The 24,906-nt window shown below is 61.1% G+C and carries 18 protein-coding genes and 1 tRNA gene; 5 read left to right on the top strand and 14 right to left on the bottom strand.

The window, feature by feature from the left end:
- Window positions 1-121: 121 nt before the first annotated feature.
- Both JF539_RS05425 and JF539_RS05420 read left to right on the top strand, forming a co-directional pair.
- The gene (locus tag JF539_RS05425) at window positions 122-1,459 is read left to right on the top strand and encodes a diguanylate cyclase (protein ID WP_207139305.1); all 1,338 of its coding nucleotides are present in this window, start codon (window positions 122-124) and stop codon (window positions 1,457-1,459) included.
- Window positions 1,453-4,185 carry an ATP-binding protein gene (locus JF539_RS05420; protein ID WP_207139304.1) on the top strand — a complete coding sequence of 911 codons (2,733 nt, stop codon included), beginning with the start codon at window positions 1,453-1,455 and terminating at the stop codon, window positions 4,183-4,185. The genes JF539_RS05425 and JF539_RS05420 overlap by 7 nt, the downstream gene beginning before the upstream one ends.
- A gap of 96 nt (window positions 4,186-4,281) precedes the next feature.
- On the opposite strand, the gene JF539_RS05415 is transcribed toward JF539_RS05420, so the two are convergent.
- The 4 genes from JF539_RS05415 to JF539_RS05400 all read right to left on the bottom strand — a co-directional run bounded on the left by JF539_RS05415 (window position 4,282) and on the right by JF539_RS05400 (window position 12,220).
- Window positions 4,282-4,653: a response regulator gene (locus JF539_RS05415; RefSeq protein WP_207139303.1), complete on the bottom strand. Its 372-nt coding sequence runs from the start codon at window positions 4,651-4,653 to the stop codon at window positions 4,282-4,284.
- A gap of 544 nt (window positions 4,654-5,197) precedes the next feature.
- Entirely contained in the window at window positions 5,198-10,630 is a 5,433-nt protein-coding gene (locus JF539_RS05410; protein WP_207139302.1) for a peptidoglycan-binding protein, read from the bottom strand.
- Window positions 10,631-11,021: 391 nt separating this feature from the next.
- On the bottom strand, window positions 11,022-11,750 hold the full coding sequence (locus JF539_RS05405) for a VPLPA-CTERM sorting domain-containing protein (RefSeq protein WP_207139301.1): 729 nt from the start codon (window positions 11,748-11,750) through the stop codon (window positions 11,022-11,024).
- 380 nt (window positions 11,751-12,130) lie between these two features.
- Window positions 12,131-12,220, bottom strand: a tRNA-Ser gene (locus JF539_RS05400).
- 304 nt (window positions 12,221-12,524) lie between these two features.
- Between JF539_RS05400 and JF539_RS05395 the strand changes: the two genes are divergently transcribed.
- Window positions 12,525-13,259 (top strand): DUF930 domain-containing protein, encoded by a 735-nt coding sequence (locus JF539_RS05395; protein WP_207139300.1) that lies wholly within the window; start codon window positions 12,525-12,527, stop codon window positions 13,257-13,259.
- Between the two features lie 113 nt (window positions 13,260-13,372).
- On the opposite strand, the gene JF539_RS05390 is transcribed toward JF539_RS05395, so the two are convergent.
- Window positions 13,373-13,642 (bottom strand): sel1 repeat family protein, encoded by a 270-nt coding sequence (locus tag JF539_RS05390; RefSeq protein ID WP_209017010.1) that lies wholly within the window; start codon window positions 13,640-13,642, stop codon window positions 13,373-13,375.
- A gap of 855 nt (window positions 13,643-14,497) precedes the next feature.
- On the opposite strand from JF539_RS05390, the gene JF539_RS05385 reads away from it, so the two are divergent.
- The gene (locus tag JF539_RS05385; protein WP_207139299.1) at window positions 14,498-14,920 is read left to right on the top strand and encodes a DUF2147 domain-containing protein; all 423 of its coding nucleotides are present in this window, start codon (window positions 14,498-14,500) and stop codon (window positions 14,918-14,920) included.
- Between the two features lie 136 nt (window positions 14,921-15,056).
- On the opposite strand, the gene JF539_RS05380 is transcribed toward JF539_RS05385, so the two are convergent.
- From JF539_RS05380 to JF539_RS05345, 8 genes are all read right to left on the bottom strand, one after another.
- Window positions 15,057-15,773 (bottom strand): glutathione S-transferase N-terminal domain-containing protein, encoded by a 717-nt coding sequence (locus tag JF539_RS05380; protein WP_207139298.1) that lies wholly within the window; start codon window positions 15,771-15,773, stop codon window positions 15,057-15,059.
- Window positions 15,774-15,797: 24 nt separating this feature from the next.
- Window positions 15,798-16,262 carry a GNAT family N-acetyltransferase gene (locus JF539_RS05375; RefSeq protein ID WP_207139297.1) on the bottom strand — a complete coding sequence of 155 codons (465 nt, stop codon included), beginning with the start codon at window positions 16,260-16,262 and terminating at the stop codon, window positions 15,798-15,800.
- 61 nt (window positions 16,263-16,323) lie between these two features.
- Entirely contained in the window at window positions 16,324-16,905 is a 582-nt protein-coding gene (locus JF539_RS05370; protein ID WP_207139296.1) for a hypothetical protein, read from the bottom strand.
- A 28-nt stretch (window positions 16,906-16,933) separates the two neighbouring features.
- Window positions 16,934-18,475, bottom strand: coding sequence for an ArnT family glycosyltransferase (locus JF539_RS05365; protein WP_207139295.1), 1,542 nt, complete (start codon window positions 18,473-18,475; stop codon window positions 16,934-16,936).
- A 120-nt stretch (window positions 18,476-18,595) separates the two neighbouring features.
- Complete coding sequence (locus JF539_RS05360) at window positions 18,596-19,216, bottom strand: LysE family translocator (RefSeq protein WP_207139294.1); 621 nt, start codon at window positions 19,214-19,216, stop codon at window positions 18,596-18,598.
- Window positions 19,217-19,297: 81 nt separating this feature from the next.
- A complete protein-coding gene (gatB, locus tag JF539_RS05355; RefSeq protein WP_207139293.1) occupies window positions 19,298-20,779 on the bottom strand; it encodes an Asp-tRNA(Asn)/Glu-tRNA(Gln) amidotransferase subunit GatB in 1,482 nt (493 codons plus the stop codon).
- Between the two features lie 163 nt (window positions 20,780-20,942).
- Window positions 20,943-21,224: an EscU/YscU/HrcU family type III secretion system export apparatus switch protein gene (locus JF539_RS05350; RefSeq protein ID WP_207139292.1), complete on the bottom strand. Its 282-nt coding sequence runs from the start codon at window positions 21,222-21,224 to the stop codon at window positions 20,943-20,945.
- Between the two features lie 11 nt (window positions 21,225-21,235).
- Entirely contained in the window at window positions 21,236-23,515 is a 2,280-nt protein-coding gene (locus JF539_RS05345; RefSeq protein WP_207139291.1) for a flagellar hook-length control protein FliK, read from the bottom strand.
- A gap of 377 nt (window positions 23,516-23,892) precedes the next feature.
- Here JF539_RS05345 and JF539_RS05340 point away from each other — a divergent pair, with 377 nt between their 5' ends.
- Complete coding sequence (locus JF539_RS05340; RefSeq protein WP_207140855.1) at window positions 23,893-24,135, top strand: DUF6455 family protein; 243 nt, start codon at window positions 23,893-23,895, stop codon at window positions 24,133-24,135.
- A 130-nt stretch (window positions 24,136-24,265) separates the two neighbouring features.
- Here JF539_RS05340 and JF539_RS05335 read toward each other — a convergent pair whose 3' ends face one another.
- Window positions 24,266-24,568: a phosphatidylglycerophosphatase gene (locus tag JF539_RS05335; RefSeq protein WP_207139290.1), complete on the bottom strand. Its 303-nt coding sequence runs from the start codon at window positions 24,566-24,568 to the stop codon at window positions 24,266-24,268.
- Window positions 24,569-24,906: the final 338 nt, after the last annotated feature.

The raw sequence follows: 24,906 nt of genomic DNA, 5'->3' as shown, positions 1-24,906 counted from the left end.
CAATTGATAAGTTTCCATGAATTACTCTTGGTGAGGACAGCATGTCGAGTGTTCCCCCAGCCGCGCGCGCGGCACGAATTGAAACAAGCATCAACGCCACCGTGCCCTGACTGGAAACGGCATGGATTCAAGCGGAGAAAGGCTCAGCACACGGAGGGTGCCGACGCTCCGGATCAAGGAGCAGACCCCGCCTGCGCGTCTGGCCGCCAACAAGACGATCCTTGTCGCCGACACCGGCGAAGGATTCGTGGAGACGAGCCAGCTTCTCGGCGGGTTCGGTTTCAGCGTCCTGTGCCCGGAGGATTGCAGCGACCCTGCCTCCTGCACCGTGGCGTTCGTCAATCCCGACCTCGACGGCGGACTGGATCTCTGCAAATCGCTGAGTGCGGACTGCAAGGTCTTCCTGACCACGAACAACCGGGATTTCGAGTTCAAGATCGAGGCCGTCCGCATGGGCGCGCAAGGCCTGTTGTCGCGCCCCTTGAATGCGGTCGAGGTCTTTTCCAGCCTGGAGGAAACCCGCAAGGACGAGCTTCCCGACGCCCGCGTTCTGATCGTCGACGACGACGACCTGACGGCGACGGTCTATGCCATGGCGCTGGAGGAATGCGGCCTGCGCGTTGCGGTCCTGAACAATCCGCTTCACGCAGAGACGGCGATCGACGAATTCCGTCCGGACCTTCTGATCATGGATATCGAGATGCCGGAAGCCAACGGCCTCGATGTCGCCCGGGCGATCCGCCTCGATCCGGCCCATACCTCCCTGCCGATCCTGTTCCTGTCAGCGGTCATGAAAAAAGGCCTGCAGCAAAAGGCGCGCGAGATCGGTGGCGACGATTTCATCCGGAAACCCGTCGACATCGGCTATCTCGTCAAGATGGTGCGCATGCGCGCCGCGAGGTCGGTCGAGCTGCGCCAGATCATGGTGCGCGACGGTCTGACAGGACTGATCAACCACGTCAGTTTCAAGGAAAAGCTGGCCACCGAAATCAATCGCAGCGCTCGCACCAAGGCCCCCTTCTCCGTCGCCCTGATCGATCTCGATCACTTCAAGTCGATCAATGACACCTATGGCCACCAGACCGGCGACAAGGTCCTTCAGACTTTCGCGACCCTTCTGAAGAGTTCGCTGCGCAACGTCGACATCATCGGCCGCTACGGCGGCGAGGAGTTCGGCGTCATTCTTCTGGATGCCAACCCCGATCAGGCCGCAACGACGATGGATCGCATCCGCCGTGAATTCGAGCGCGTCAATTTCACCCACGCAAACAAACGCTTCCACGTCACATTCAGTTGCGGTCTCGCCGGTTCGGACGATGGCGGAAATTGCGAGATGCTGCTCGCGCTTGCCGATACGGCGCTCTACGAGGCCAAGGCCAGAGGGCGCAACCGGATCACGCGCTTCGACAGCAGTCTCAAGCGCCGATCCGGACAGGAACAGGCAGGTATTTCATGCTGAACCGCGATAAACCGTTCAAAGGCCGCACCAGACAGCCCTCCAAAGGAAGCAGGCATCGGCGCAGTCTGAAAACCCGGATCATGTTCCTGACCGCCTTTTGCGTGGCGCTTTCGACGCTCGCCATCGGCACCTTGTCCTTCGTTCGGATTCGCACGGAGGCCATCGATCTGGCGCAGGCCAGGCTTTCGAGCGAGGCTCATGCTCTCTCCCAACGCTTTGCTCTCGATTACTATCTGATTGCTTATGACCTGGAAACGATCGCCGAAACACCGCCCATCCAGGGTCTGATGCGTGCCGCGCGCAACAATGGCATCGATCCCCAGGACGGTTCGACAGACGCGCTATGGCGCGAGCGACTGGCGACGATTTTCGAAGCGGTGCTGAAACACCGGACGGACTATTTCCAGTTCCGCTACGTGGGGCTTGCCGACTCCGGGCGCGAAATCGTGCGCGTCGACCGTAAGCAGGACACTTTCGTCACCAGCCGCGTCGAAACTCTACAGCAAAAGGATCAGGAACCCTACTTCCGGCAAGCAGCAAAGGCGCCATCCGGCCGCGTCGTGTTTTCCGCTGTGACCTATAACCGGGAGCACGGAAGAAATGAGAGTTCGCTCACGCCGACGCTGCGCGGCATGCTGCCCATCGACGATCCGCAGGGCAACCGCTATGGCTTTCTCGTGATCAACGTCGACTACGAGAAAATGCTGCGAAACGCCTTCAGGGAAATCGATCCGGCGACGCATACCTACGTGGTCAACGGCCTTGGCGACTACATGGAACACTACTCCGGTTCGCGACAGTCCCCCCACCGCCTGGAACTGCATTCCGACCCGACCCGTCCGGCCCCGGAAATCGTGCAACGCGTGAATGCAACGAACGCCGACGAGGACCTGTTTTACCTGGAAGACACCGTGGGTTTTTTCGTCCGGGAGGCAGGCCGTTTCGATCAGGCTGCCGCCAATCTCGGTGTCGCGGTCGAAATCCCAAAATCGGAATGGTACCGGACGAGTGTAAAGACCCGGGACGAATTTCTGGCTGTGGGCCTGCTTATTCTTCTCATCAGCATGGTGCTTGCGATCACTGCGGCACGTTCCATGATGCAGCCGCTATCCGATCTCGCGGACGCGGTTGACCTTTCAGGCTCCAGGGAAACCCTGGATTTTCCAGTCTCTAATCGTAACGATGAAATCAGCAACCTGGCATTGGCAATACAAAACCGGGACGCTGAACTCACCGAAAGCAGAGAGCGCTCCTCGGCAATCGTCAACAATGTGGTCGACGGGCTGATCCTGATCGACGACAAGGGACAGATCGAACAATTCAATCCGAGTTGCGAACGTATTTTCGGATATTCCGCCGAAGAAGCGCTCGGCCGAAACGTGTCGATGCTGATGACGCCCGAGGACGCCCGCCCCCACGACGGATACCTCGAGCGCAACCGGAAAGGCTTGGGCGGCCGCAGTCTCGAGATTACCCGGGAACTGAAAGCCGTCGACAAGTCCGGGCGGGTGTTTCCGATCGAACTCGCCATCAACGCCGTCAGCGTCAATAACGAAAAGAAATTCAGCGGCGTTATCCGGGATATCAGCGAACGCCGCGAAGTCGAACGTCTGCGCGAGGAATTCGTCTCGACGGTCAGTCACGAACTGCGCACGCCGCTCACCTCCATCCGCGGCTCACTGACGCTTTTGGACATGATGAGCAGCGACGGTGGTCTGCAACCGAAGATGCAAAAGCTCGTTTCCGTAGCCCGGAAAAACACCGAGCGCCTTATCCTGCTTGTAAACGACATTCTCGATTTCGAGAAACTGCGTGCCGGCAAGGTACATTACATTCTGGCCCGGACAGATATTACCCGGGAAGTCAAACAGGCCATCGAACTCAACCAGGGTTACGCGGACGATTCTCATATCTCGCTCAACGTCGATCTGGACCCGGAAGCGGGCCTTGTTTCCCTGGACGCCGAAAAATTTCAGCAGGTCATGAGCAATCTGATTTCAAACGCTGTCAAGTTTTCCCGATCGCAAGGGACCGTGACCGTCCGGTCCCGAAAACGGGACGGCAGAGTAAGGATCGAAGTCGAGGATACGGGAACCGGGATACCCGAAGAATTCAAGACGCAGATCTTCGAACCTTTCTCGCAGGCCGACGGCAGCGTAACGCGAAAAAACAGCGGGACGGGTCTGGGCCTGAACCTCTCCAGGAATTACGTGGAAGGCATGCAGGGAGAGATCGGCTTCGAAAGCCTGGAAGGCCGGGGGACGACGTTCTGGATCGCATTTCCCGCAATCGCGGTGGACGAGAACCGCACGCAGGCCGGCCATGTCGTGCCCATACATAAGCCGGGACATCTGCTCGGCCTTCATCTGGAGGACGACACGGATTTTCATGAAGTGTTTGCCAGCGCTGTTGAAACCGACATCGGCCTTGTCCAGGCACGGACGCTCGCCGAGGCGAGACAGCTTCTCAAGGACTGCACCTTCGACATGGTGATCATCGACCGTCTGATCAGCGACGGCGACGGGCTGAGCCTTCTGGACGCCATCCCCGATCCGGACACCACGAAAATTGTCGTGCTGACGGCTGTGGACGACCCCATCCAGGATACGCGTGTCAACGATGCGATCGTGAAATCGAGAAGCCGGCCCGGCGAACTTCCCATGCGTCTCAGGAATCTGCTGGACGAAATGAAGACTGGACGCACGCGGACTTCCGGGGCAGCCTGAGCCGAACGCGTTTTTTTCGGCGGCAGCCCCGGCAACCATCCCAACCGCAACTCATGCCCCTCTCGATGGCGTCCCGTGAGTTGCGGTCGGCAAAAGTCAGGACTGGCCCAGCAAGGACTTGACCTCTGCCGCGAAGGTCGTCGGCTCGAACGGTTTCGAAATCATGCCGCTGGCTCCGAGATCCCTGATCATCGCGATGTCCTCGTCCATCGACTTGGCGGTCACGAAGATCACCGGAATAGCTTGTGTCGTCCCGCTTTCCTTCAAATGGCCGAAGGTCGTCGGCCCGTCCATTTCCGGCATCATGTAGTCAAGCAGGATCACGTCCGGATTCCAGGTTTCGGCTTCCGCAAGCGCTTCCCGCCCCGAAGTCACGGTTCTGGTCTCGAAGGTACCGTCAAGCTCGAGGCACAATTCGACGATTGTTCCGATATCCTCGTCGTCGTCGACATAGAGAGCTTTGAGCATCTGCCTCATCTTGGCCTGATCAGGCCACTCCTGCGATTTCTCGTTTCCAGTAAAAGGCAATTCATGAAACGATGACAACTTAATAAATACAGAGCGATAAAAAACAACCTATTAATCTCCAAAAATAAACCCCAAAATAAATATAAAAACATTTATCCTTGATACTTTTACCCATGCAACAACCAGAGCATCAAACCAGTTTTCTTCTGCCTCGTTCCGGAGAGACCTCGAATGCCGTGACTGATCAAGGTTCCTTCCCGATCGAGGGGGACGGACCCTTGATGATTAGGGTGTCCATCTTGATCGCAGGGCCGTTGGAGGCCTTTGCAACACATCGCAATCCTCCTCAACTCCGTATCGCCGACGGGAAAAACACGCACCTTGCTTTTCGTTTAAGCCGGGAGTGGCATTGCCGGGGTCATGTCGTGGCAATGACTGTGTCGAGGGCGGGGCGGCAACGCCTGCGCTCCAGGGTCTGAAGCGGTTTCCCTCGGAGATTCCGGCGAACGGTCCATGCCCGCCCGCCGGAACCAGCAACCGGGTTCTATTGCAGTTTCTGCTCCCCTCGCGGACGACGGGCACAATTCAGGTTGCCGGTTCGACGGATCTCCCAGCCCTGCAATCTCAAGGCCTGAACGCGGCTCCGGTCCACCTGCTGCCAGCCGCGCGGACATTGCTGCGTCTGTTGCTTCGGTTTCTGTTGCTGTTGAGGCCGGCGGCCGCAGGTTAATTTGCCGACCTGGCGGATCTGCCAGCCCTGGTTCCTCAGGCTCTGAGCCCGGTTCCGGCTCACCTGCTCCCAGCCGCGCGGGCACTGTTCCGCCTGTGGCGGCTGCTGTTGCGGCTTGCGGGCGCAGGTCAGGTTGCCGACCCGACGGATCTGCCAGCCCTGATTCCTCAGGCTCTCGGCCCGGTTCCGGTTCACCTGCTCCCAGCCCCGCGGGCACTGTTCCGCCTGCGGCGGCTGCTGTTGCGGCTTGCGGGCGCAGGTCAGATTGCCGACCCGACGGATCTGCCAGCCCTGGTTTCTCAGGGTCTGGGCCCGGCTCCGGCTCACCTGCTGCCAGCCGCGCGGACACTGCTCCGCCTGCGGCGGCTGCTGTAGCTGACGGGCGCACGTCAGGTTACCGACCCGCCGGATCTCCCAGCCCTGGTTCCTCAAGGTCTGGGCCCGGCTCCTGCTGACTTGCCGCCAGCCGTTCGGGCACCTTGTCGCCTGCGCCTGTGGCCTTGCGCAAAACAGTACCTGGTTGCCCCGCACCCGCCGGATCACCTCGGAATTTTTCGGAATACGGTTCCTGTTCCAGTAGGCGATATAGCCCGGTGGGCAGGTCAAAGGCTGAACCGCCGGTGGCGGCACGATGGGAGGAACGACGACCGGCGGAGGGACGATCGCCGGAGGGATCTCGACCGGCTGGTCGAGCGCGACGGTCACACAGGCATTATCGTTGGCCGCGTTGGCGTCCCCGTTGCCCCAGGAAACGAACAAGCGATCCAGCAAGGCCCCGTCTATCCGTCCGGTCGCCGGCAGGCCCAGGCTTTCCTGATAGGCGCGGACCGCCCGTCGCGTGTTCGGGCCGGCGGCGCCGTCCGCCGGTCCGGCGGGAAAGCCAAGATCGTTCAACGCGCCCTGAACCGCGCGCACCCGATCCGCTTCGCTCCAGTCCAGTCCGGCACAGTTGCGCAGGCTCCCCGCGCCGCTCCGGCCGGGACGCATGTTCAACGTCAGGATCCGGGTTTCGCCCGGCGCAAGCGTCGTCACCGGATGGGTGCAGACAGTCCCCCCGCCTCCGGCGCCACAGCGCCAGGGACCCGGTCCGGACGATCCCAGCCGCGACGGAGGCGCTGTCTGATCGCTCACCCGCAGGCGGCCGGTATAGGCAACCGGTCCGGTGTTAGTAACATTTACCTGGAAGCGGCAGGTCTCCCCTGCCCGGCACAGGTTCTGACCGGCTGATTTGGCGATGGAAAGATCCGCGGCCTGTACCGTGGAAGGAGCCGGAACCACGGGCACCACCGCTTGCGGGAGTTCGTCAGCCGGCTCCTGGACCGGCGGCTCCGGTTCGCCTTGCTGCTGCGGTTCTTCCGGCTGGAGGATCATGATCGTGCTGGTGTGACGGTCGTTTTCCGGCTTCTCGTCCTTCACCGCCAGATCCGGCCAGCTCATTTCCTTCCGGTGGACGATCCGCTTGTGCGGGAAATCCTTCGGGATCTCGAGCACCATTGCGATCTCGGCGACCGCATCGGGTTTCAAGGTCAGGTCATCACTCTGGCACGCGTAAGTACCGGTTCCGGTAACGCTGCACGTCAGGCCCTTTGTCCGGCTGTCGATGCTGGCGATTGTAACCGCCGGATCAAGCGTGCCGACAAGGCCGGCTGCCCCTTTGAAAAGACGCCCGCCCCTGTTCTCGATGCGGACCTCGATCGGGCAGTCGCTGCCGAGTTGGCAGGTGGTCGCGCCCCAAGGCGCCAGGTCGGCGGCCAGGACCGGTGTCGTCACGCAGACGGGACCGTCGGTCGTCGGGTCGTCGTCGCCGGTGAAGGTGGGCGGGAACATGGGGGCTGGAACCGCGCCCCAGTTCATGACCGCGCAGTTTTCCACCGTCGTGCCGATCACCGGATCCGGCAGGCGGACCCTCAGGACGATGTCCTGCGTGAAACCGGCCGGGAACCAGAAGGCCGCCAGATTGCAGGCCACCGTCCCCGGGATGTCCTCCTGACACGCCCAGGCGCCGTCCACGCTTTCCAGCGTTGCTCCGGCCGGAAGCACGTCGTTGAAGGCCACGAAACCTGAGAACGCGCTTGGACCGGTATTGGTGAGACTGACGGTGTATTCGCACACCGCGCCTTCGTAACATTCAGCCGGCCCTGTCTTGTCGAGCGCCAGGTCGAAGCCGTCGTCGACATTGGCGAGGAAGCAGGCGTTATCCGACAGATCCGTTCCCCCGGGAGCCGGACTGTCGTCGGGTGGCATGCCTCCCCATCCCCAGGCGATGTTGACGCAATTCAGGTCCGCGGCTGCCGGTGCCGGCAGCGAGAGCGTCAGCGTCAGACTATGGCTGTCTCCCGGATGAAGCGTATGAATGCCGCCGTCCAGGGTGCAGCCGATCAACGGACCGGGCACGCAGGTCCACCCGGCGCTGCCGCTCACATAGGTGTAGCCCGCCGGCGGCGTGTCCTGAATAACGATGGTGCCTGTATAATCGCCCGGACCGAAATTGGTCACCGTGATCGTGTAATCGCATGTGCCTCCGCTGTCGCAATGCGCCGGTCCGGCCTTGCGAACCAACAGGTCGTGAAAACCCGCGCCATTCGCCACGTTGACGGTGTGGCAGTCCATGTCGGCATGCGGATCGGGCGTGCCGTCATCCGCGCCCATCGCGCCCCAGTTGATCTCGGCGCAATTGTCCACGATCCCGGGGGCGATACCGTCGGGAAGCTGCAGGGCGAGCGCGGTCCCGTAGGCGCCCAGGGGCGGCAGGGTTATGGCGTCGGTTGTCCTGCACTCCACGTCGCTGCCGATCTGAAGGCAGCTCCACCCGATGGTCCCGCCGATCAGGCTTGCGCCCGCGGGCATACGGTCACGAAAGGCGACAATACCGCTGAATTCGCCCGGGCCGTGGTTGGTGATACCTATGGAATAGCTGCAAAGCGCGTTTTCGGCACAGACGGCGGGACCGGTCTTTTCAAGCTCCAGATTGAAGCCGTCGACGATAGGCGTCGATACGCAATCGTCGTCATTGCTGTCCGGACCGTCGTCGGTTCCCATTTCGAACCAGTCGATCTCGGCGCAGTTTTGAACGCTCGGCCCGGGAATATCCGGCGGCAGAAGCAGAACGACCTCGATCGCCGCCGTCGCGCCGGGCGCCAGAAGCGCCGGTGCATTGGTGACGCATCTGAACTCCGCCCCGGCGGGAGCGCAGTTCCAGCCGGGCGACGTCGAGGCCAGGGTCGCGCCCGCGGGCATGGCATCGGAAATGGCAAGCGGACCGGTATAGGGCGCCAGGCCGACATTCCTGATGGTGATCACATAGGTGCAGTTCACGCCCTCCTGACAGTTCGCCGGGCCTTCCTTGCGGATGGCGAGATCCGTGTCGAGTGGCAGCGGAGGTGGCGGGAACCAGCCACCGCCCGGCCCGCCCGGGGGTGGCGGCGGCGCGGGATACCAGCCCTGCGGCGGCAGGCCTTGCGGCCAGGGCACTCCGCTTCCTCCCGCGCCCGGGGCGAGCCCTCCGCCACCGGCGAAATCCGCCGCACCGGTATTCGGCAGCGCTCCATCCGCGGGAAACTCCTGAAACGCCACGACATCGCCCACACGGGAGGCATCGTTCCTGAACCGGTCTTCCTCGATATAGTTTCCGGAAGGGTCAGTGTTCTGGTCGACATCCACCATAAAGGACCTGTCGGGGCCGGATGTCGGCGAGGCCGGACCCGGGGACGGATAGGTCTGAAACGCGGTGACCGGCTCGAAGGCCTCGTAAGGCAGCCCCCCGCGTCCCTGCAGTCCATGCACCTGGGACCCATCGTTGTGCTCGCCGGAACTTGAATCGAAGCACCGGCCGCGTTCGGAACACAATCCGTCGCCGGTCATCCAGACGAAACCGTCCGGTTGCCGAAGATCGACTTCACCATTGACCTGGTATCCCGGCCCGAAGGAGACACCGCCTGCCGACCCGGCTCTCAGATAAGGCGGTCCGGCCTCGGCACGGTCGTAGTAGCCGACATCGTAGCGTCCGGCCGGGCGCCAGAAATCGTCCGGACTCAGTTCGTAGCGCAAAACCCGGGATTCGTAGGGAGAAGCGAAGGCGTCCGCGGCGGCAAGGCCCAGATTACGGACACCGCCGCGCTCCGCCAGCAACATCACGTCCTGCACGCTCGCTGCCGGAAAGGCGATATCGGAAACCGGATGACTGAAGCCGGACCGGGCGATCGCTTCCGGGGAGCGGAAGAAGTCCGGCAGGATAAACTCCCTACGGACCGTCATCGGATCGAACGCACCCTCGCCGTCGAGACCGACCGACCAGAGCGCGTTTTTCCTCGCCTCGACCGGGGCTCCGCCGAAGTCCGGATTGCCGAAGCCCTGGCTGCTCCAGACCGCGTAGTAAAGACGGACCTCCTGCGTTGCCGCATCGCGGCGCACGCCAAGGCCCCAGACACGGCGGCGGAAGTCCGCGAAATTCCAGCAGGACGGCGTCCGGGCGAAGTCGCCGCTTCCGCAATCGTCGACCTGTGCGGTCCGAGCGGGATCGAAAGGCACCGCCGGCAAGGAGTGAAACTGTCCGTCGGAGGTTTCCAGGAAACTGGTCCGGCCGTCGACCCCGTGATCGAAAACGCCGCGTTCCGCGCCGTCCTCCACGGCGAAGCCGTGAATCATGCCCGTTTCGAGATCGGAGACATAAAGCTGCCGGTTCCAGCGGTCGAAGGCGATGTTGCCGAGAGCCGCACCGCTGTTCTGCCGCCCGTCCAGGGTCACCGTCGCGAAGATTTCCGGCTGATACCCGTTGGCACCGTTGAGTTTCCATACCGTGCCCGGGCCACCGCTCTCGCCCCACATGCCGTCCATCCAGCCGCTATTGTCGGCATTCCTGTGCAGGCCGAAAGCGGAGCTCGCCGTCAGATAGATGTTGGGTGGCGTCGCATCGTCGAGCGCGACGCCGAACACCTGTCCGGTTTGCCGCGCCGTGGCGAGGGTTCGCTGAATTTCGTTGAACCAGTGCTCGCCCTGAGGCTGACCGCCCGGCTGGCGCAGATCGAGTGTCCGCGCGACCGCGCCATCGGGATCGATGACCGTGCCGCCGTCCCGCTCGACTGTGCCCGAAAAGCCGGTGACCACCGCCTCGCCGGGCTGCAAAGCCTCCTGCGCGCGTGCCGGCCAGCCCGCAAGCACTCCGACACCGGACACCAAGACCGCGGCGATCAGGAACGTCCTCCGGAAATGGTGGATCTTAACAGCTGGAAACAGCGCGCGAAAAGACATGCTTGGCTCCCGTCTCAACCCAGGATCCATTCTCCCGCCAACGGCGGGACGCGTCCGCTAGAGCTGCCTAAATTGTCGCGAACGCGATCCTGTCCTCCCCCAGTCGCGCTGATGGTACATGAGGCGGGAACAGCCCCCTTTGATGGAGGTCAATCAAGCTGTTTTTCGCTGCTACCGGGCGCCGCCACTCCTGCCCTCGACGGATAGGAAGACCGCTTCGCCGCGAGACTTTCGGGGACTTGCGCCGGGCCCGCGACACTGGCTCGGCACCTTGCCGGAAACAGGCACGCTTCAGATCAGGCCTTTTCCAAGGCTTTGTTCATGAGGTGCAGCAGGCCCTTTACAGAACATGAGAAGGCCTGTTTCCTTTGATTTTCTCGGGTTTTTCGGTTCAGGCAGACGTGTGCCTGGACCGGCGGCGGCGCATGCCGAGCCCCAGAACAGCTAGTCCGGTCAGAGCGAGAGGCAGGCTTTCCGGCACGGGAACCGCCATCGGCGCGGTTTCGTATTCAAGATCGAGCGTGATCGACAGCGTCGAGAAGGAATCGCCATACAAGTAGACGACATAGTCAAGAACGCCGTCGCTCAAATTCGCAAGCACCGTATCCGAAGCGATTCCGCTGGCACTCACGTCTCCGAAATAATTATAGTAGTAGTTGATTGTCGTATCATTCCCGCTCGTTGTCGTCGATTGGGTTGACGGAGTGTATGTCGTATTCGTGCTGACCGACCAGCCATCGCCGGAGAAAATGGCTCTGTCGCTCGTTCTGTCGCCGATATAGTTTTTGGTGACTCTACCAGTGTCTCCCCAACAGACCCCATAGGAGAATGTGCCGCTGCAGGTGGAATAACTGGAGCTGGAAGTGGAGGCATCCTCAACCGAATAGCCTGAAATGCTCAGGCTGGCGGAAAGGATGGTCAGACTGTTCCCGTCCGCGGCGGCGCTGGCGACCAGATTGCTGAAATCGAAACTGTCGGAAAAACTGGACGCGTAGGACGCAGTAGAGCCCACATTGGTGTAGCTGTTGGTGTAGCTGGCCGTCATCGCGGATGCGTTTGTTGTGAGCTGCAACCCCGACAGAAGAGCAACCGAAAGTAGTTTATATCTAAAAAGCGCCATGTTTATCGCATTCCTAGAAGAATTAACGTATTAATTTCCTATAATTTGCTTTTCCAAGATGTGTCAAATTTTAAATATTTCCGGTTATTTCCAAACAATAGAAGAAAATTATCTAAGCTTAATTGACGTCGCGTTTCCCTGGCAAAATCCAAGTTTACCACGAATGAAAATCACGCCCCGCCTGCAACAAAGCAGCAAGCAGGCGCGGCCGTGGGCTCTCGGTGTCCTTATTCACAACACTCATGTCCGATGCATGGACTTGGAGAACGAGACCAGCCCGCCGACATGGCCGTCACCGTCTTGGAAGGCCGAAGAACGGTTCCACGCCAAGATAGCCAGTGCCAGATGACCGGAAGAGGCAATTGGATTTTGAGGGGAAGTGGCGGAGAGGAAGGGATTCGAACCCTCGAGACGGTTGCCCGCCTACTCCCTTAGCAGGGGAGCGCCTTCGACCACTCGGCCACCTCTCCGGTTCGTTCCGTTTAGTTGCCAAGGCCCGCAAGATCAAGGCGTTTTTTTAGTCTGCCGGGCGTTTTCCCCGCCTGGGGTTTCGCCGCCCCGACGCGCGGTCCCTCGCCCCGGCTCCGATCTTTCGCAATGGACTTGCTTTTCTTCGCCTAGATGAAATTGCCATGAGAAGCAAACGGGTGCCATCTCTGGCGATCTTCCGGTGCAATTCGCTTCTTTTATCGAAGTTCCCTGGCGCACCACAAAAGCAACACAGTGCTCCGCGCTAATGTCCACTCCAGGTAGCAGGGCCGTGCGGGGCAGATCATGGAGCATGAGGGGACGGCAGGCATTCATCGGCTGATTGCCCGCAGGTTTCCTTGGATCTGCGCCATTCTCATTCACCTCAGCCTCTACGCCGCGCTGACGGACATGAGCACAACCGATCGCGCTGTCTTGAAAGGGCCCAAACCGATTGCCGTCGACATCATCTTCGAGCATCTGACCCGGGCGGCCGGAGAAAGTCCTGAGGTGAACACCATCCCCGCACCGGCCGCGGAACAGCCATTATCCGCCTCCCCGGACGCCCTGGCCGCCCTCCCCGAGAGCCGGGAGCCGTCTGAAGCCGATCCACCAAGCAAGGGACCGGAAACGAATGCGGCTCCCCCGAAGCGCATCTGGGTGACGGCGACCCGCTTTCATGCCGGTGAGGTTCTGGGCGCCCCCCGCTCCGCGCAGGCGCGCGCAGCGCTTGCAACCCTGTCGGAGGCGGAACGCCGGGAACAGCTTTGCGCGCTTGAGGCCATGGAACAGGTCAGGCGGGCCCATCCCGGTTTCAGGCCAACCCGGCTGGTGCCCCATGCGATCAGAAATTCATTCAGAAAGGAAAATGCGGTTGTCGCGCCCGCGGCCGCGTTCAGGAGCAATCGTCTCTGGTATGAGATCGCCTATCGCTGCCAGCTGGACGAGACCGGCACGGGAGTAACCGGGTTCGAATTCGCACTCGGCGACCCGGTCGAGCGGTCTCTATGGGACGAACTCGGGCTTGCCGCGACACATTGAAGGTCACGGGCGTGTTGTGAAATTCGGTTTCTGGACGCGGCGGCAATGTTCGCCGCCGCGTCAGTTAAAAACGAGGTGCTCAGGTGCCGTGCGGCCGGCAGCCTTTGGACCCGTCAATGGGTGGACAGCCACTCGCGCGCGGAGCGCTGTGCTTCGGCGATCTCGGTCGGGCTCATTTCCCCGGAGATTTCCTTGCGGTAACGCGCTGCGTCCTTGTTGCCCTTCAGGGCGGCGATGTTGAACCACTTGTGCGCGGTGATCAGATCCGTGTCGCCGTGCCGGCCGCTGGCGCTGTCCAGACCCATCTGGAACAGGATATCGGCGCTGACGGGCTTTTCGCCCATGATGGCCATGTCGGCCGAATGCATTTCAAAACGAGCCATGATGCTCCCCTTTCACCTTTTTCAGAACACCGCGCGGTCTATTGAACCGCCGTGCTCTTCCACTCTGCTGTCGATCCCCCTGAGGACGGTCGATCGTTTCCGATTGAACATCCGGCGATCTTGTGACGTCCCCAGAAACGTCCGAGGTCTTTCCCCGCTACGACGCCCTGTTTCCCTTGGGACCGATCTGTTGCCGTACCGGTTTCAGCCGGTCAGCTACTTGATCTAGAAACGCTAGCTTTAGTGAAGCTTTCCCCGCGATTTCTTGACATCTACTTCATCAGCAGCAGTTAAAAGGCTCGTTAAGAGACAGGTTTAACGTAATGCGAACAAAATTTTAAATAAGTCTGAAATTTACGATACAGTAAGCATAGGAAACCGAATTATTCTTTTGGATCAATCATTTCGTAAGAGAATTCACCAAGTCGGATCAAGGTTTCATTCACCATGGATTCTTTTTAAGGGTCGGGCCGAAGATATTTCGCACGGCTGGAGACAAGTTCCAGACTGTCGATGAACGCCGGGCCGTGATCCTGGGCAAATGAGGCGTCAGCCGCCCCTGGATCCGGAAGCCGGACATCGTCCGCGCCGAAGGCGCTCAATACCGAAATCAGTCCTGATGCCTACGGCACCCAGCGCAGATGTCTGGTTCGATCTCACGCGATGCCGCTCTGCGGCACGCTGCCTGCAATGACACTCCGAGGGATCGCCGACATCCTGTCCGAGGCAGAATTCCGGTCTGTGCGTTTACCAAAAACCTGTCGTCCTGACGTTGGGGCACGGCTTTTCAGGTGTCGACCGACCCGCTACATTCCGTTTCCGTAAACGGAATGTAGTCCGTTTTGGGAGGAAAACATGTTGAACTCAAGTCTGGCGGCTGCCTTCGGTGCGGCCGCGTTTACACTACTGTCCGGGACGGTGTCTCTTGCCGCCGATGCCAAGGGGGACTGGGTCCGGCCGAACGGGGCGTCGAAAATCCGGATCGCGGCTTGCGGCAGCGCGCTTTGCGGCAAGCTCATCTGGCTGAAATCCCCGCGCAACGACACCCAGAACCCGGATGCCTCGAAACGCGACCGGCCTCTGCTGGGCGTCCAGATCGTCCGGTCCATGCAGCCAACATCGAAGTCCAACCAGTGGAAGGGCAAGGTCTATAACGCCGAAGACGGCAAGACCTACACCGGCTTCATCGAACTGACCTCAGCCAACAAGCTGAAGCTGGAAGGCTGCGTGCTCGGCGGGCTTGTGTGCAAGGGCGAGACCTGGTCGCGGGACAAATAGCGCGTCCCTTCGCCAGATCCAGTCGTGATTTGGTTTCTCCCACCGTATCCGCTGGCCGTTTGTGTGGCGCAGAGGCCCAGGGTGGAGCGGTGGGAGGTCTTTCGCGGAGCTTGCCTGAATTCCGTCCGGCGGAAAATCAGCGCGCCCTTTGGCCAAAGAGGACGCTCTGCTGATTTTTGTCCTTGTCGAGGGCCATCTTCTGGCGTTCCTCGCGGGCCAAAGCCAATCCCTTTTGCACCGCCTCGCGCGTCTCCAGCCGTTCCTTCCAGGCCTTCACATCGGGAAAGTCCTTCTCCAGGTCCATGCCCTGGCGTTCCCAGCTTTGCGCCCAGCCGAGAATGGCCATGTCGGCGATCGTGTACTCGCCGGCCGCCACATAGTCGCGCCCTTCGAGGCGCTTGTTCAGCACACCGTAGAGCCGGTGGGTTTCGTTCAGGTAGCGCTCCATGGCGTAGGGCAGTTTTTCCGGCGAGTAGATGCGGAAATGGTGATTCTGGCCCAGCATCGGGCCAAAGCCGCCCATCTGCCACATCAGCCATTCCTCCGTTTCCACCCGCTTGCGCTCGTCCTGCGGATAGAACCTGCCGAATTTCCGGCCGAGATACTGAAGGATCGCACCGGATTCGAAGACGCTTATCGGTTCTCCACCCGGCCCTTCCGGATCGATGATGGCGGGCATGCGGTTGTTCGGCGAAAACGACAGAAAATGTGGATCGAACTGATCACCCTGGCCGATATTGACCAGCTTGAGATCGTAGGGAACGCCGAGTTCCTCCAGCATGATGGAGACTTTCCAGCCGTTCGGCGTCGGCCAGTAGTAAAGCTCAATCGGTTTTTCCTGCGTTACAGTCATCTTCGCCTCGCAAATGTCTTGACTTCAAACCAGCATCTTCTTGTAGCCCAGATGGCTCTGGTCGAAACCGAGCCTCCGGTAAAAGGCATGTGATCCCTCCCGCTCCCTGTTGGAGGTAAGCTGGATCAGACAGGCATTGCCCGCACGGGCCAGACCCTCGGCATGATCCATCATCAGACGCCCGACCCCGTTACCGCGCTGGTCCGGCCGGACATGAACGCTTTCCAGTTCGACCCGTGGACGGCCCTGAAACGCAAGGCCTTTCAGGAAATGGATCTGGTATGTCCCAATCACATCACCCGCCTCGGTCAGCGCGACGTAAATGTCGGCCTCAGGGGCCGCGCACAGGGCATCGAAGGCCGGGCGGTAGTCCTGCCAGTCGGTGAATTCCCTGTTCCGGCGCACGCTGGTCGCGCCGGCATTGATAATGGCGACGATCTCGCGGAGATGTTCAGGACGGGCTTTCTCGATACGGATGCGCGGGATCATACGTGTGTGACTCTTCTGATTTTCATCAAGCCGGTAAAGTGCCGGTTGGGAAATACGGAGTTCAAGCAGGGAAGATGGCTGGGCGTTTTGCCTCGATCTCCTGAATAATAATGGAAATCGGGGTTTTTAAGGCCCTCTGGGGCACAAAGAAATTATGAGCAGGGCTGACAATCCACAATGTGTCCTGCCACTGACCGACAGCGACCTGGCTATCCCTCCAATTGACCCGGCCCCGCGAATATTCACTCTCGAAGCTGCAACCTTGATCATCGAATTTTGCGCTAGCCGCCGTCGCCTCAAATGGCTCAAACATGTATTTCCATGTTCTTGATACACAAAGTTTTGATTTCAGCGTACTGACGCCGGCCCCGAGAAAAAGCAGAGCTACAAACGAAATCAGCAATGCCAATTTGGTAAAGCTACCCTCGAAAGTTACCCAATTTTCGAGCAGGTGAACCATGTAGCTGCACAGGAGCCCCAATCCTGCCCATAATACGAACACGATGACGTTATGGCGGAGACTTTCTCGCTTAATTTCAGCTGGATCTGTGCGGCCCACCAAATACCTGGAATAGGTTTCACACAAATACTTGTAGGCTTTCAGGTCAGACGGAAGAAGCTCAAAGTTCGCGGTATAATTCATGATTGCATCTCGGCCTTGCTCAACAATTTTACCGACAAATCGGATCCCCCGGGTCCAGCTCCGCCACACCCCACCAGGTCGTCCGCCAGGCCTCCTCTTTCCAGAGATGGGGCCATGAACCGGTGAGATAGCGGGCGGACAACGGCCGGCCGTGATCTCCGAAGCCACGTTTTTCAAAGCGTTCTTCAGCGGTGCGCTTCGGCTCCCTTTCCCCGTCCTCCCAGACGAAGAAGCATTTGTCCCTGGGGGGCGTCCTCGCCGGAATGGCCTTGGTGACAACCCTTGCGCCGGGGAAGAGCATTCTGAGGTTTCCGCCTGTGTAGCCATTATCGGCGATCAGCGTGGCATCCGCGCCCCCCAATTCCGCAAGTGGCGCTTTCAGATCCGCATAAGGCTTCATGTGCCGGCAGTTGCCGCCGCACCAGAAGCGGTCCGGCGCAAAAAGAGCCGGCACGCGCGCCAGAAAGGCGACTGCCGCAAAGGCCACGACCAGAGCCGCCAGCCAGCGCCATTGGCGCTGGAACGAAAAGCGTTCCAGGTCGGCGAAGAGGAAGATCGGCAGGAGCAGCATCAGGGGATGCATGTGCCGTTCCTTGACATAGGTCGCGCCGGTCACGACGATCATGACCGCCGTCAGCAGGATCATGGCCAGAACCGTGCGTCCGCACAGCCGCGCCGCGTCGCTCAAGCGGGCGGTCCCGGCCTCCTTGCGGCCCAGGTAGCGCGGCCAGAAGAGGAGTGCCAAAAGCGGCACCAGGGGCACGGAAAAGCCGAGGAGACCGAAGGCGAGCCTACCGAGCCCCTCACCCGCCCGCGCCAGATGGGAAGTCTCCGCGCTGACGCCCATGGTCCTGGAGACGGAGGCGAAAAGCGCAAGTCCCTCGGTCAGGATCCAATAGGCATAGGGGCTGTAGACAAGGACAGCGGCGACCGGCACCACAAGCAGTCCGGTGATCCTGATCCGTCCGCGCCAAACGGAATCGCTGAGAGCGGCGGCCAGAAGCGCGACAACGAAGATCGGATAGGAATGCTTGCCGAGTAGCCCGGCGCCGGCAACCAGGCCGAACAGGGCGTAAAAGCCGAGCTTTCCGGTCTCCAGCGCCTTGAGGAATAAGAAGGCGCTCGCCGCGCAGGCCGTGGTCAGCACGACCGTGTGGGTCACGCCTTCATGCAGGTTCCAGCCGAACTGGTAATAGAGCGAATAGGAAAAGACGCAGAGCGCCGCCAGGCGCGGGTCCCGGATCGCCTTGCGTGCAACGAGGAACAGGAATGTCGCTGCCAGGGAGACCAGGCCGTATTTCAGGAAGAGCGCGGCGAAGATCGTCGGCCCGAAAACCTGCTGGGCGGACCACAGCAGCCATTCGTAAAGCGGCGGCTGGCGCAGCATGTAACCCGGCTCCAGGGTCTGCACGAGCACATTCTCGAACATGTCGTCCGTGCCGAGGACCGGCGTATTGAGACCGCGCAAGAGCAGATGCGCCAGCCCCCAGAGCGCGACAATCGCCCAGACACCGAGCGGCGTGGCATACAGGGGCACTCTGACGGGACTGGAATTGGCGGCGGTAGTCATTTGGACCGAAGACTGCTGAAACGTCGCTCAGCCGTTTAGCGCATTCGACGGAAGTTTCATAGGTCAATGGAGTTTCAGCCGAAAACGATTTGAGACCCGGCGAGCCGGAACTCCAGCCAATCATGCCCTTAAAGTTGCCAGCTTGTAGGCTGCGAAGGAGAAGAACACGCCGAGGCCTGCGTCGATCCAGCGCCTGCCACGCCGGTAAAAGCCGATGACCGGCTGCGTCGAAAACGTCACCGCGTACAAGACGTGTCCGAGAATCGAGACTACCGTACAGGCGGCCACGAGCACCGCGCCAGCCCAGGCCGGGGCATCCGCGCCAAGTCCGATTCCGACGATGGCGACCCAGTGGAGCGCCGCCTTCGGGTTCGTCATCTGAATGGCAAATCCCTGGAGCAGAAGGTTATGTCCCTTCGCCGGACGGGCAGAGACATCCGTCCCCGATCTGGCAGCCGAACGGAACGCCCTGACGGCCAACCAAAGCAAATAGAGTGCGCCGAAAACCTTCAGAACCGTGATTGCATGTGCATAGGCGGCGATCAACGCCGTCAGTCCGGAAACGGTCAGAACCGCCCAGACACCGGAGCCGCAGCCGATCCCGAGGGCCAGCTTCACACCTGAGCGACGGCCGCGTTCCATGGATGTGCCGATAATCGACAGGATATTCGGTCCGATGCTGACGAAACCGACGGAGAAGATACCAAGAGCCAGGAGCAGGCTGGCGAGTTCGTCTGACATGTCGGTTTCCTCGCAGTTCCGTCCTGAAAAACGTGAAGGCACCGGAGTCTGGCAGGTTCCGGTCCCTTGCTCTTTCGACGCTTACTCCAGTCCGATCTTCTGCTTGAGCATGTCGCTCACGGCCTGCGGGTTGGCCTTGCCCTGGGACTGTTTCATGACCTGGCCGACGAACCAGCCGAGCAGACCGGGTTTCGCCTTGGCCTGTTCGACCTTCTCCGGATTGGCGCCGATGATCTCATCGACGATGGCCTCGATCGCGCCGAGATCGGTGACCTGCTTCATGCCACGCTCTTCGACGATCTTCGCCGGATCGCCGCCTTCGGTCCAGACGATCTCAAAGAGATCCTTGGCGATCTTGCCGGAGATGACGCCTTCCTTGATCAGGTCGACAATGGCGCCGAGCTGGCCCGCGGAAACCGGGCTGGTCGCCAGATCCTTGCCTTCCTTGTTAAGGCGGCCGAAAAGTTCGTTGATCACCCAGTTGGCGGCCAGCTTGGCATCGCGCCCCCCGGCGACCTCCTCGAAGAAATCGGCAGACGCTTTTTCGGCGACCAGGATGTCCGCATCGTAGGCGGTCAGCCCGTAGTCGCTTATGAAGCGGGCTTTCTTGTCGTCCGGCAATTCCGGCAAGTGCTGAGCCAGATCGTCGACGAAGGCTTGCGTGAACTCCAGCGGCAGCAGGTCCGGATCCGGGAAGTAGCGGTAATCATGCGCCTCTTCCTTGGAGCGCATCGACCGGGTTTCGCCCTTGACGGAATCGAACAGCCGGGTTTCCTGATCGATCGCGCCGCCGTCCTCGAGGATCCCCACCTGGCGGCGGGCCTCATACTCGATGGCCTGGCCGACGAAACGGATCGAGTTGACGTTCTTGATTTCGCAGCGCGTTCCGAATTCCCCACCCGGCCGGCGCACGGAGACGTTGACGTCGGCGCGCATGGAACCCTGGTCCATGTTGCCGTCGCAGGTGCCGAGATAGCGCAGAATGGTCCTGAGCTTGGTCAGATAGGCCTTGGCTTCGTCCGCCGAGCGGAGATCCGGCTTGGAGACGATTTCCATCAGCGCCACCCCGGACCGGTTCAGGTCCACAAACGACATGGTCGGATGCTGGTCGTGAAGCGACTTGCCGGCATCCTGCTCCAGGTGCAGGCGCTCAACACCGATCTCAACCTGTTCTTCCGGCATGTCGAGCAGGATCTTGCCCTCACCGACGACCGGCTGCTTGAACTGGGAAATCTGATAGCCCTGCGGCAGGTCCGGATAGAAATAGTTCTTGCGATCGAACACCGATTTCAGGTTGATCTCCGCCTTGAGGCCGAGCCCGGTGCGGATCGCCTGGCGGACGCATTCTTCGTTGATGACCGGCAGCATGCCGGGCATGGCGGCATCGACGAGGCTGACATTGTCGTTCGGATCCTTGCCGAATTCGGTCGAGGCGCCTGAGAAAAGCTTGGCTTCAGAAGTGACCTGGGCGTGGACTTCCATCCCGATCACGATTTCCCAGTCGCCGGTCGCTCCCTTGATGAATTTCTTCGGATCGGGTGTGCGTACGTCGACAATCGTCATTTTGATCAAGAATCCTGTTGTTTCGGGTGCGCGCGGTCCAGCGAAGGCATACCGGCTGCTCCCGCTGCGGTGCGAATTATCAGCAGAAAGATGACCTAGTCGGGAATTGCCCGGCCTGCAAGGATTTCCTTGCCTCCGCTACCCGCTTTCAAAAGATTGCCGCTCATTCCTTGGGGTGCTGGGCCCGTCCGGTGCGCATGATGAAACCGATCAGCACCGCGACGGCCTGATAAAGTTCCACCGGGATCTCCTGGTCCAGCTCGATCTGCGACAGCGCCTCGGCCATCATCGGGTTCTGCTCGATCGGCACCCCGGCCTCGCGCGCCAGTTTCTCGATCTGCTCGGCCACCGAACCGGCGCCTTTCGCGGTGACGACCGGGCTTGCCTCGTTGTCGTATTTCAGCGCAACGGCCAGCTTCCTGTCCGGCCTGTTTTTGTCGGTCACCGACCCCTCCCCTATGATTGACGGTCGACGAGCGCGCCGTGCCGGGCAGCCGCTTTGGGCGGCAAGCCCCGGATGAGGCGCAGTTCCTGCAGGTCCAGCCCGGCATCGGCAAAGGCGGCCTCCATGGTTTCGCGAACGCCGTTCAGGTTGTCAAAGGTCTCCTTCCGCTCGATCCAGAGACTGGCATAGGTGCCACCGCCGCGCAGGCTGACGGCCGCCTCCAGCGGACCGGTTGCGGTAAGGTCCAGGGCGAAGCGCAGACGCCAGGCAGGCACCGCGTCCTCTTCGTCGTTCCGGTTGCTCCCATCCCGGCCGATCTGCATCTGCAGGACCGCGGTCTCCTGCCCAAGCGCCAGCGGCAGTTCAACCACGAGATCCATCGGCCGCATGGCCGTCTTGACGCCTTCGTCCCCGCTCAATCCGGCGTTCGCCAGTTGGGTCAGGCGCAGCCTGGCCAGGGCCGCGTCGGTTTCCCTGGCCAGGGACTGGAGGTTCTCCGGCACGCTTCCCGCCCAAAAGCCGCTCCCGGCTTGCTGGGCCTGGCCCTGGGGCGATCCGGTGCGCGCCGGGATCGCGGGCTGGTGGGCGGGCCGGGCGACCTCGCCGTCCGCACCGAGATTGCGCAACAGCGCCTTGAAGGACAAGAGCACGGACTTCAAATCCCCGGCCGTTGGCGCACGCACGCCCTGCCCCGCAATCTGCGCTTCGCGGAACTGGCCGGACTGCAGAACGGCGTCCTTGAGCGTGTCTCCGGAAAGGGGGGCGCCCGCATTCAGGCGTAACCCCAGGATCTGCTGCATGGTTTTCACCACCGGGTCGGGAAGGTTTACCTTTCCGCCCGTCTGGGCGCTCATCAGCGTTCCGACCTGCGTAAACAGGCTGCCAAGACCGCTTTGCTGTTCGGCGAGCGGCTGACGCAGCAGTGCGGCGGCTTGTTGCGGGGGGCTTTGCGGGGCGGCGTTCGGCGGCGTGGCGGCGGAGGCGCCTGTGGCAGAAGAGGCCAGAGACGAACCGGTGGCAGGCGCATAGGGCTGGGCAGGGATCGCCCGGCCTTGCGAAGAAACACTTGCGGACTGCGCTCCCGCCTGCGAGACGGCATTGTTCTGAGCCGACGGGAGAGGTCTCGACTGTGCGGTGTTCGGCGGTTGCCCAGTTGTTCCTTGACCTTGTGCAAGCGGTTCGGGCGGGCGGCCCGGCTCGCCTTCCGCCGCATGGGAGGCGTTGCCCTGAGGCTGGACCGCCGCCGGTTGACCCGGCCTCACACCGAGCGGGGTTTGACCGGACTGTGACGGCGCAGCGGTTGGCAGGGAAGCTGGCGCAGCAACGGGCCCAGCAACTGGCGTACCGGGGCCCGCAGACGTCACAGCCGGGCTGCCGGCAGGCGGTACCGCCGTTGTCTGGCCGGCCGGCCCTGTGCCTGCGCCGGGAACCGAAAGCGTCTGTGCCGGTGAACTGCCGGCCGGTGCCGGTGCGCCGGTGGCCGCCGGCGGCACGGTGGCCTGTCCGGCGGCTTGCGGCGCGGTTGCCGGCGCACCGGGTACGGACTGACCGGCGCCCAAGGCTCCCGTTCGCGGCACGTTGGCCGCAGTCGTCACCCTCTGCGAGCCAACCGCCTGAGTTGCGGCCGGTGCGGCTCCGGCGACGGCTTGCCGGGACGGACCGGCGGACCTTTCCGCGGCACCCGGCGGAAGATATCCCGGTGGGCGAGCGGTTCCTTGCTCCGGCGCAGGCGCCGGGCGTTGCAACGCGCCCGGCGTTTGCCCCGGACTCCCCTGTCCCGTTCCGCCCGCGTTCGAGCTGCCCTGAGGATTGGTCGCGCTCTGGACCGTATGCACGGGCGCGCCTCCCCCCTGTCCGGCGGGGAGCGCGGAACCGCTGCGCGGCTGAACGAGATGGGCCAGCGCGGGTGAGGAATGAGCGAGACCTCCCTGCCCACCCGGCTGGACGGCCTGCGCGGACGTGGCGACCGCCTCCGCCGAAGGCCGTGCCGCGGAAAGCGCCGGGGTTTGTGCTGTCTGGCGGACGCTCTGTTCCGCCTGCTCCCCGATGGCGATCTGGATCGTCGGCTGCTGCTTCGACCCTGAGACGGTGACTGAAACTTCCGCTCCGACGGGAAGCGGAGCGGGAACGCGCAGGTCGAGACTTGCCTGTCCCGAAGCGAGCCTGACGACACCTCCGGGCAGGTTGGCCTCGACCTTTGCCTTGAGCTCCGTACCCGGTTCAAGCCCGGGACCGGCCCCCTTACCGGCCAAGCCCTGTAACAGAGGCTGCGCGTTCACCGTTTCGACCATCACGCCGCCTCCAGATCGACGGACCTCTCATCGGACTCGATTGGTTATTTCGAACCGCCGATTCAAGGTTTTCAATTTCCTGCACCCGATCAACGCGGGAGCCTCCTGAAAGACCCGATACACCGCTTGGCCGGAAGAACCTGCCCGGGAAGGAACGGACCGGGCGAATTTGATAAGAGCCTTTGAACACCGAGTATGGCCGGATTCCCAGTATTTGCGAAGTGTTGACTCTGATCAAGGTCACCCCTCAACGAACACCGCATGCTGGCTTTCACACAGGGACCAGACATCTTGCTGCCTGCCGCCGAAATGCATCAAAGGTCACAGGCGGGCGTTGAACTCAATGTCCCGAACAAAGGAGACACGACGTGAATTGGATGGACCGTCTCACCGAACGCGCCGAACTCATGGGGCGCATGCTCGATACAATCGGGGCGATGAACAAGATACCGGCCAGTATCCAGGCCAACATGGAAATGCGGTCAGCGGCTTTGCGTTGCGTCTCTTGCCGCGAGACCGAAGCATGCCGGAAATGGCTGGAAAATCATCAGGGGGGCGCGGACGGTCCATTGGACAAATGCCCGAATGCCGACCTCTTCAAGCAATGGCTGGATAACTGACCCTCGGCGCGTTTCCTCGCCGGACGGGAAACACAGAGACTTCAGGAACGTCCAGTTCTCAACTCGACGTGTTGAGACGGCCAGGCCGCTCGATCCATGTTATCCGGTATCAGAGCAAAACGCGTTTTGGTCAATTCTGCTTTCTGCGCGTGTTCAGCCATAATGCCAGACTGGCGGCGACAAACCCGCCGGCAAACCGGAAGGGGAACATGGCCAGCGCGCCGGCATCCTGGGAAATCGGCTGCGGCAAATGCACCAGACCGACCGCTGTTTCCAGAATGAGTGAAAGCGCTGCCGCCGCGAAACCGGCAATCCAGAGTTTTTGCGGCTGATCGGCCCGCCACCCCAAGTATGCTCCGATAATAAGAGCGAACGGGTTCAGAAGTCCGGACAAGCCGAACAGGTCAATCCAAGTCCCAGAGAGCGTCATCATGGTTCTCTCTTACAGGCTTGGTTTGCAGAAATCGAGAACCGTCTCATACCGCACCGCAAAACAAATAACTTCCCTGTCAAAATTTGCCATGATATCCAGCGTAAATAATTCGCTTTTTTCGGCAGTGTTAAATTTTATTTCTATATATTTCCAGAACATGACTCCTCAATCATGTAATTATTTTGATGTTTACTCTCGGGAGTTTCCTGTTATTATTTTTAATCTCGGCGGTAAGCGCGGACCTTTTTAAGAGGTTCTTAATTTCGATTTCTCAAGAACGTAGATTATGAACATTCATACTTCTCTTGAACCAGACGACCCCACAATCGACAACCTCC

This window comes from Roseibium aggregatum (assembly GCF_017309185.1).
Lineage (GTDB): Bacteria > Pseudomonadota > Alphaproteobacteria > Rhizobiales > Stappiaceae > Roseibium > Roseibium aggregatum_B.
The sequence above is the reverse complement of the archived record's forward strand: the minus strand, read 5'-3'. Positions and strand labels throughout refer to the sequence as shown.

What these genes read in the sequence shown, in the direction of transcription:
- JF539_RS05425 (WP_207139305.1), top strand. Translation starts at nt 122, where the DNA reads ATGGATTCAAGCGGAGAAAGGCTCAGCACACGGAGGGTGCCGACGCTC.
- JF539_RS05420 (WP_207139304.1), top strand. Translation starts at nt 1,453, where the DNA reads ATGCTGAACCGCGATAAACCGTTCAAAGGCCGCACCAGACAGCCCTCC.
- JF539_RS05415 (WP_207139303.1), bottom strand. Translation starts at nt 4,653, where the DNA reads ATGCTCAAAGCTCTCTATGTCGACGACGACGAGGATATCGGAACAATC.
- JF539_RS05410 (WP_207139302.1), bottom strand. Translation starts at nt 10,630, where the DNA reads ATGTCTTTTCGCGCGCTGTTTCCAGCTGTTAAGATCCACCATTTCCGG.
- JF539_RS05405 (WP_207139301.1), bottom strand. Translation starts at nt 11,750, where the DNA reads ATGGCGCTTTTTAGATATAAACTACTTTCGGTTGCTCTTCTGTCGGGG.
- JF539_RS05395 (WP_207139300.1), top strand. Translation starts at nt 12,525, where the DNA reads ATGGAGCATGAGGGGACGGCAGGCATTCATCGGCTGATTGCCCGCAGG.
- JF539_RS05390 (WP_209017010.1), bottom strand. Translation starts at nt 13,642, where the DNA reads ATGGCTCGTTTTGAAATGCATTCGGCCGACATGGCCATCATGGGCGAA.
- JF539_RS05385 (WP_207139299.1), top strand. Translation starts at nt 14,498, where the DNA reads ATGTTGAACTCAAGTCTGGCGGCTGCCTTCGGTGCGGCCGCGTTTACA.
- JF539_RS05380 (WP_207139298.1), bottom strand. Translation starts at nt 15,773, where the DNA reads ATGACTGTAACGCAGGAAAAACCGATTGAGCTTTACTACTGGCCGACG.
- JF539_RS05375 (WP_207139297.1), bottom strand. Translation starts at nt 16,262, where the DNA reads ATGATCCCGCGCATCCGTATCGAGAAAGCCCGTCCTGAACATCTCCGC.
- JF539_RS05370 (WP_207139296.1), bottom strand. Translation starts at nt 16,905, where the DNA reads ATGAATTATACCGCGAACTTTGAGCTTCTTCCGTCTGACCTGAAAGCC.
- JF539_RS05365 (WP_207139295.1), bottom strand. Translation starts at nt 18,475, where the DNA reads ATGACTACCGCCGCCAATTCCAGTCCCGTCAGAGTGCCCCTGTATGCC.
- JF539_RS05360 (WP_207139294.1), bottom strand. Translation starts at nt 19,216, where the DNA reads ATGTCAGACGAACTCGCCAGCCTGCTCCTGGCTCTTGGTATCTTCTCC.
- gatB (WP_207139293.1), bottom strand. Translation starts at nt 20,779, where the DNA reads ATGACGATTGTCGACGTACGCACACCCGATCCGAAGAAATTCATCAAG.
- JF539_RS05345 (WP_207139291.1), bottom strand. Translation starts at nt 23,515, where the DNA reads ATGGTCGAAACGGTGAACGCGCAGCCTCTGTTACAGGGCTTGGCCGGT.
- JF539_RS05340 (WP_207140855.1), top strand. Translation starts at nt 23,893, where the DNA reads ATGGACCGTCTCACCGAACGCGCCGAACTCATGGGGCGCATGCTCGAT.
- JF539_RS05335 (WP_207139290.1), bottom strand. Translation starts at nt 24,568, where the DNA reads ATGATGACGCTCTCTGGGACTTGGATTGACCTGTTCGGCTTGTCCGGA.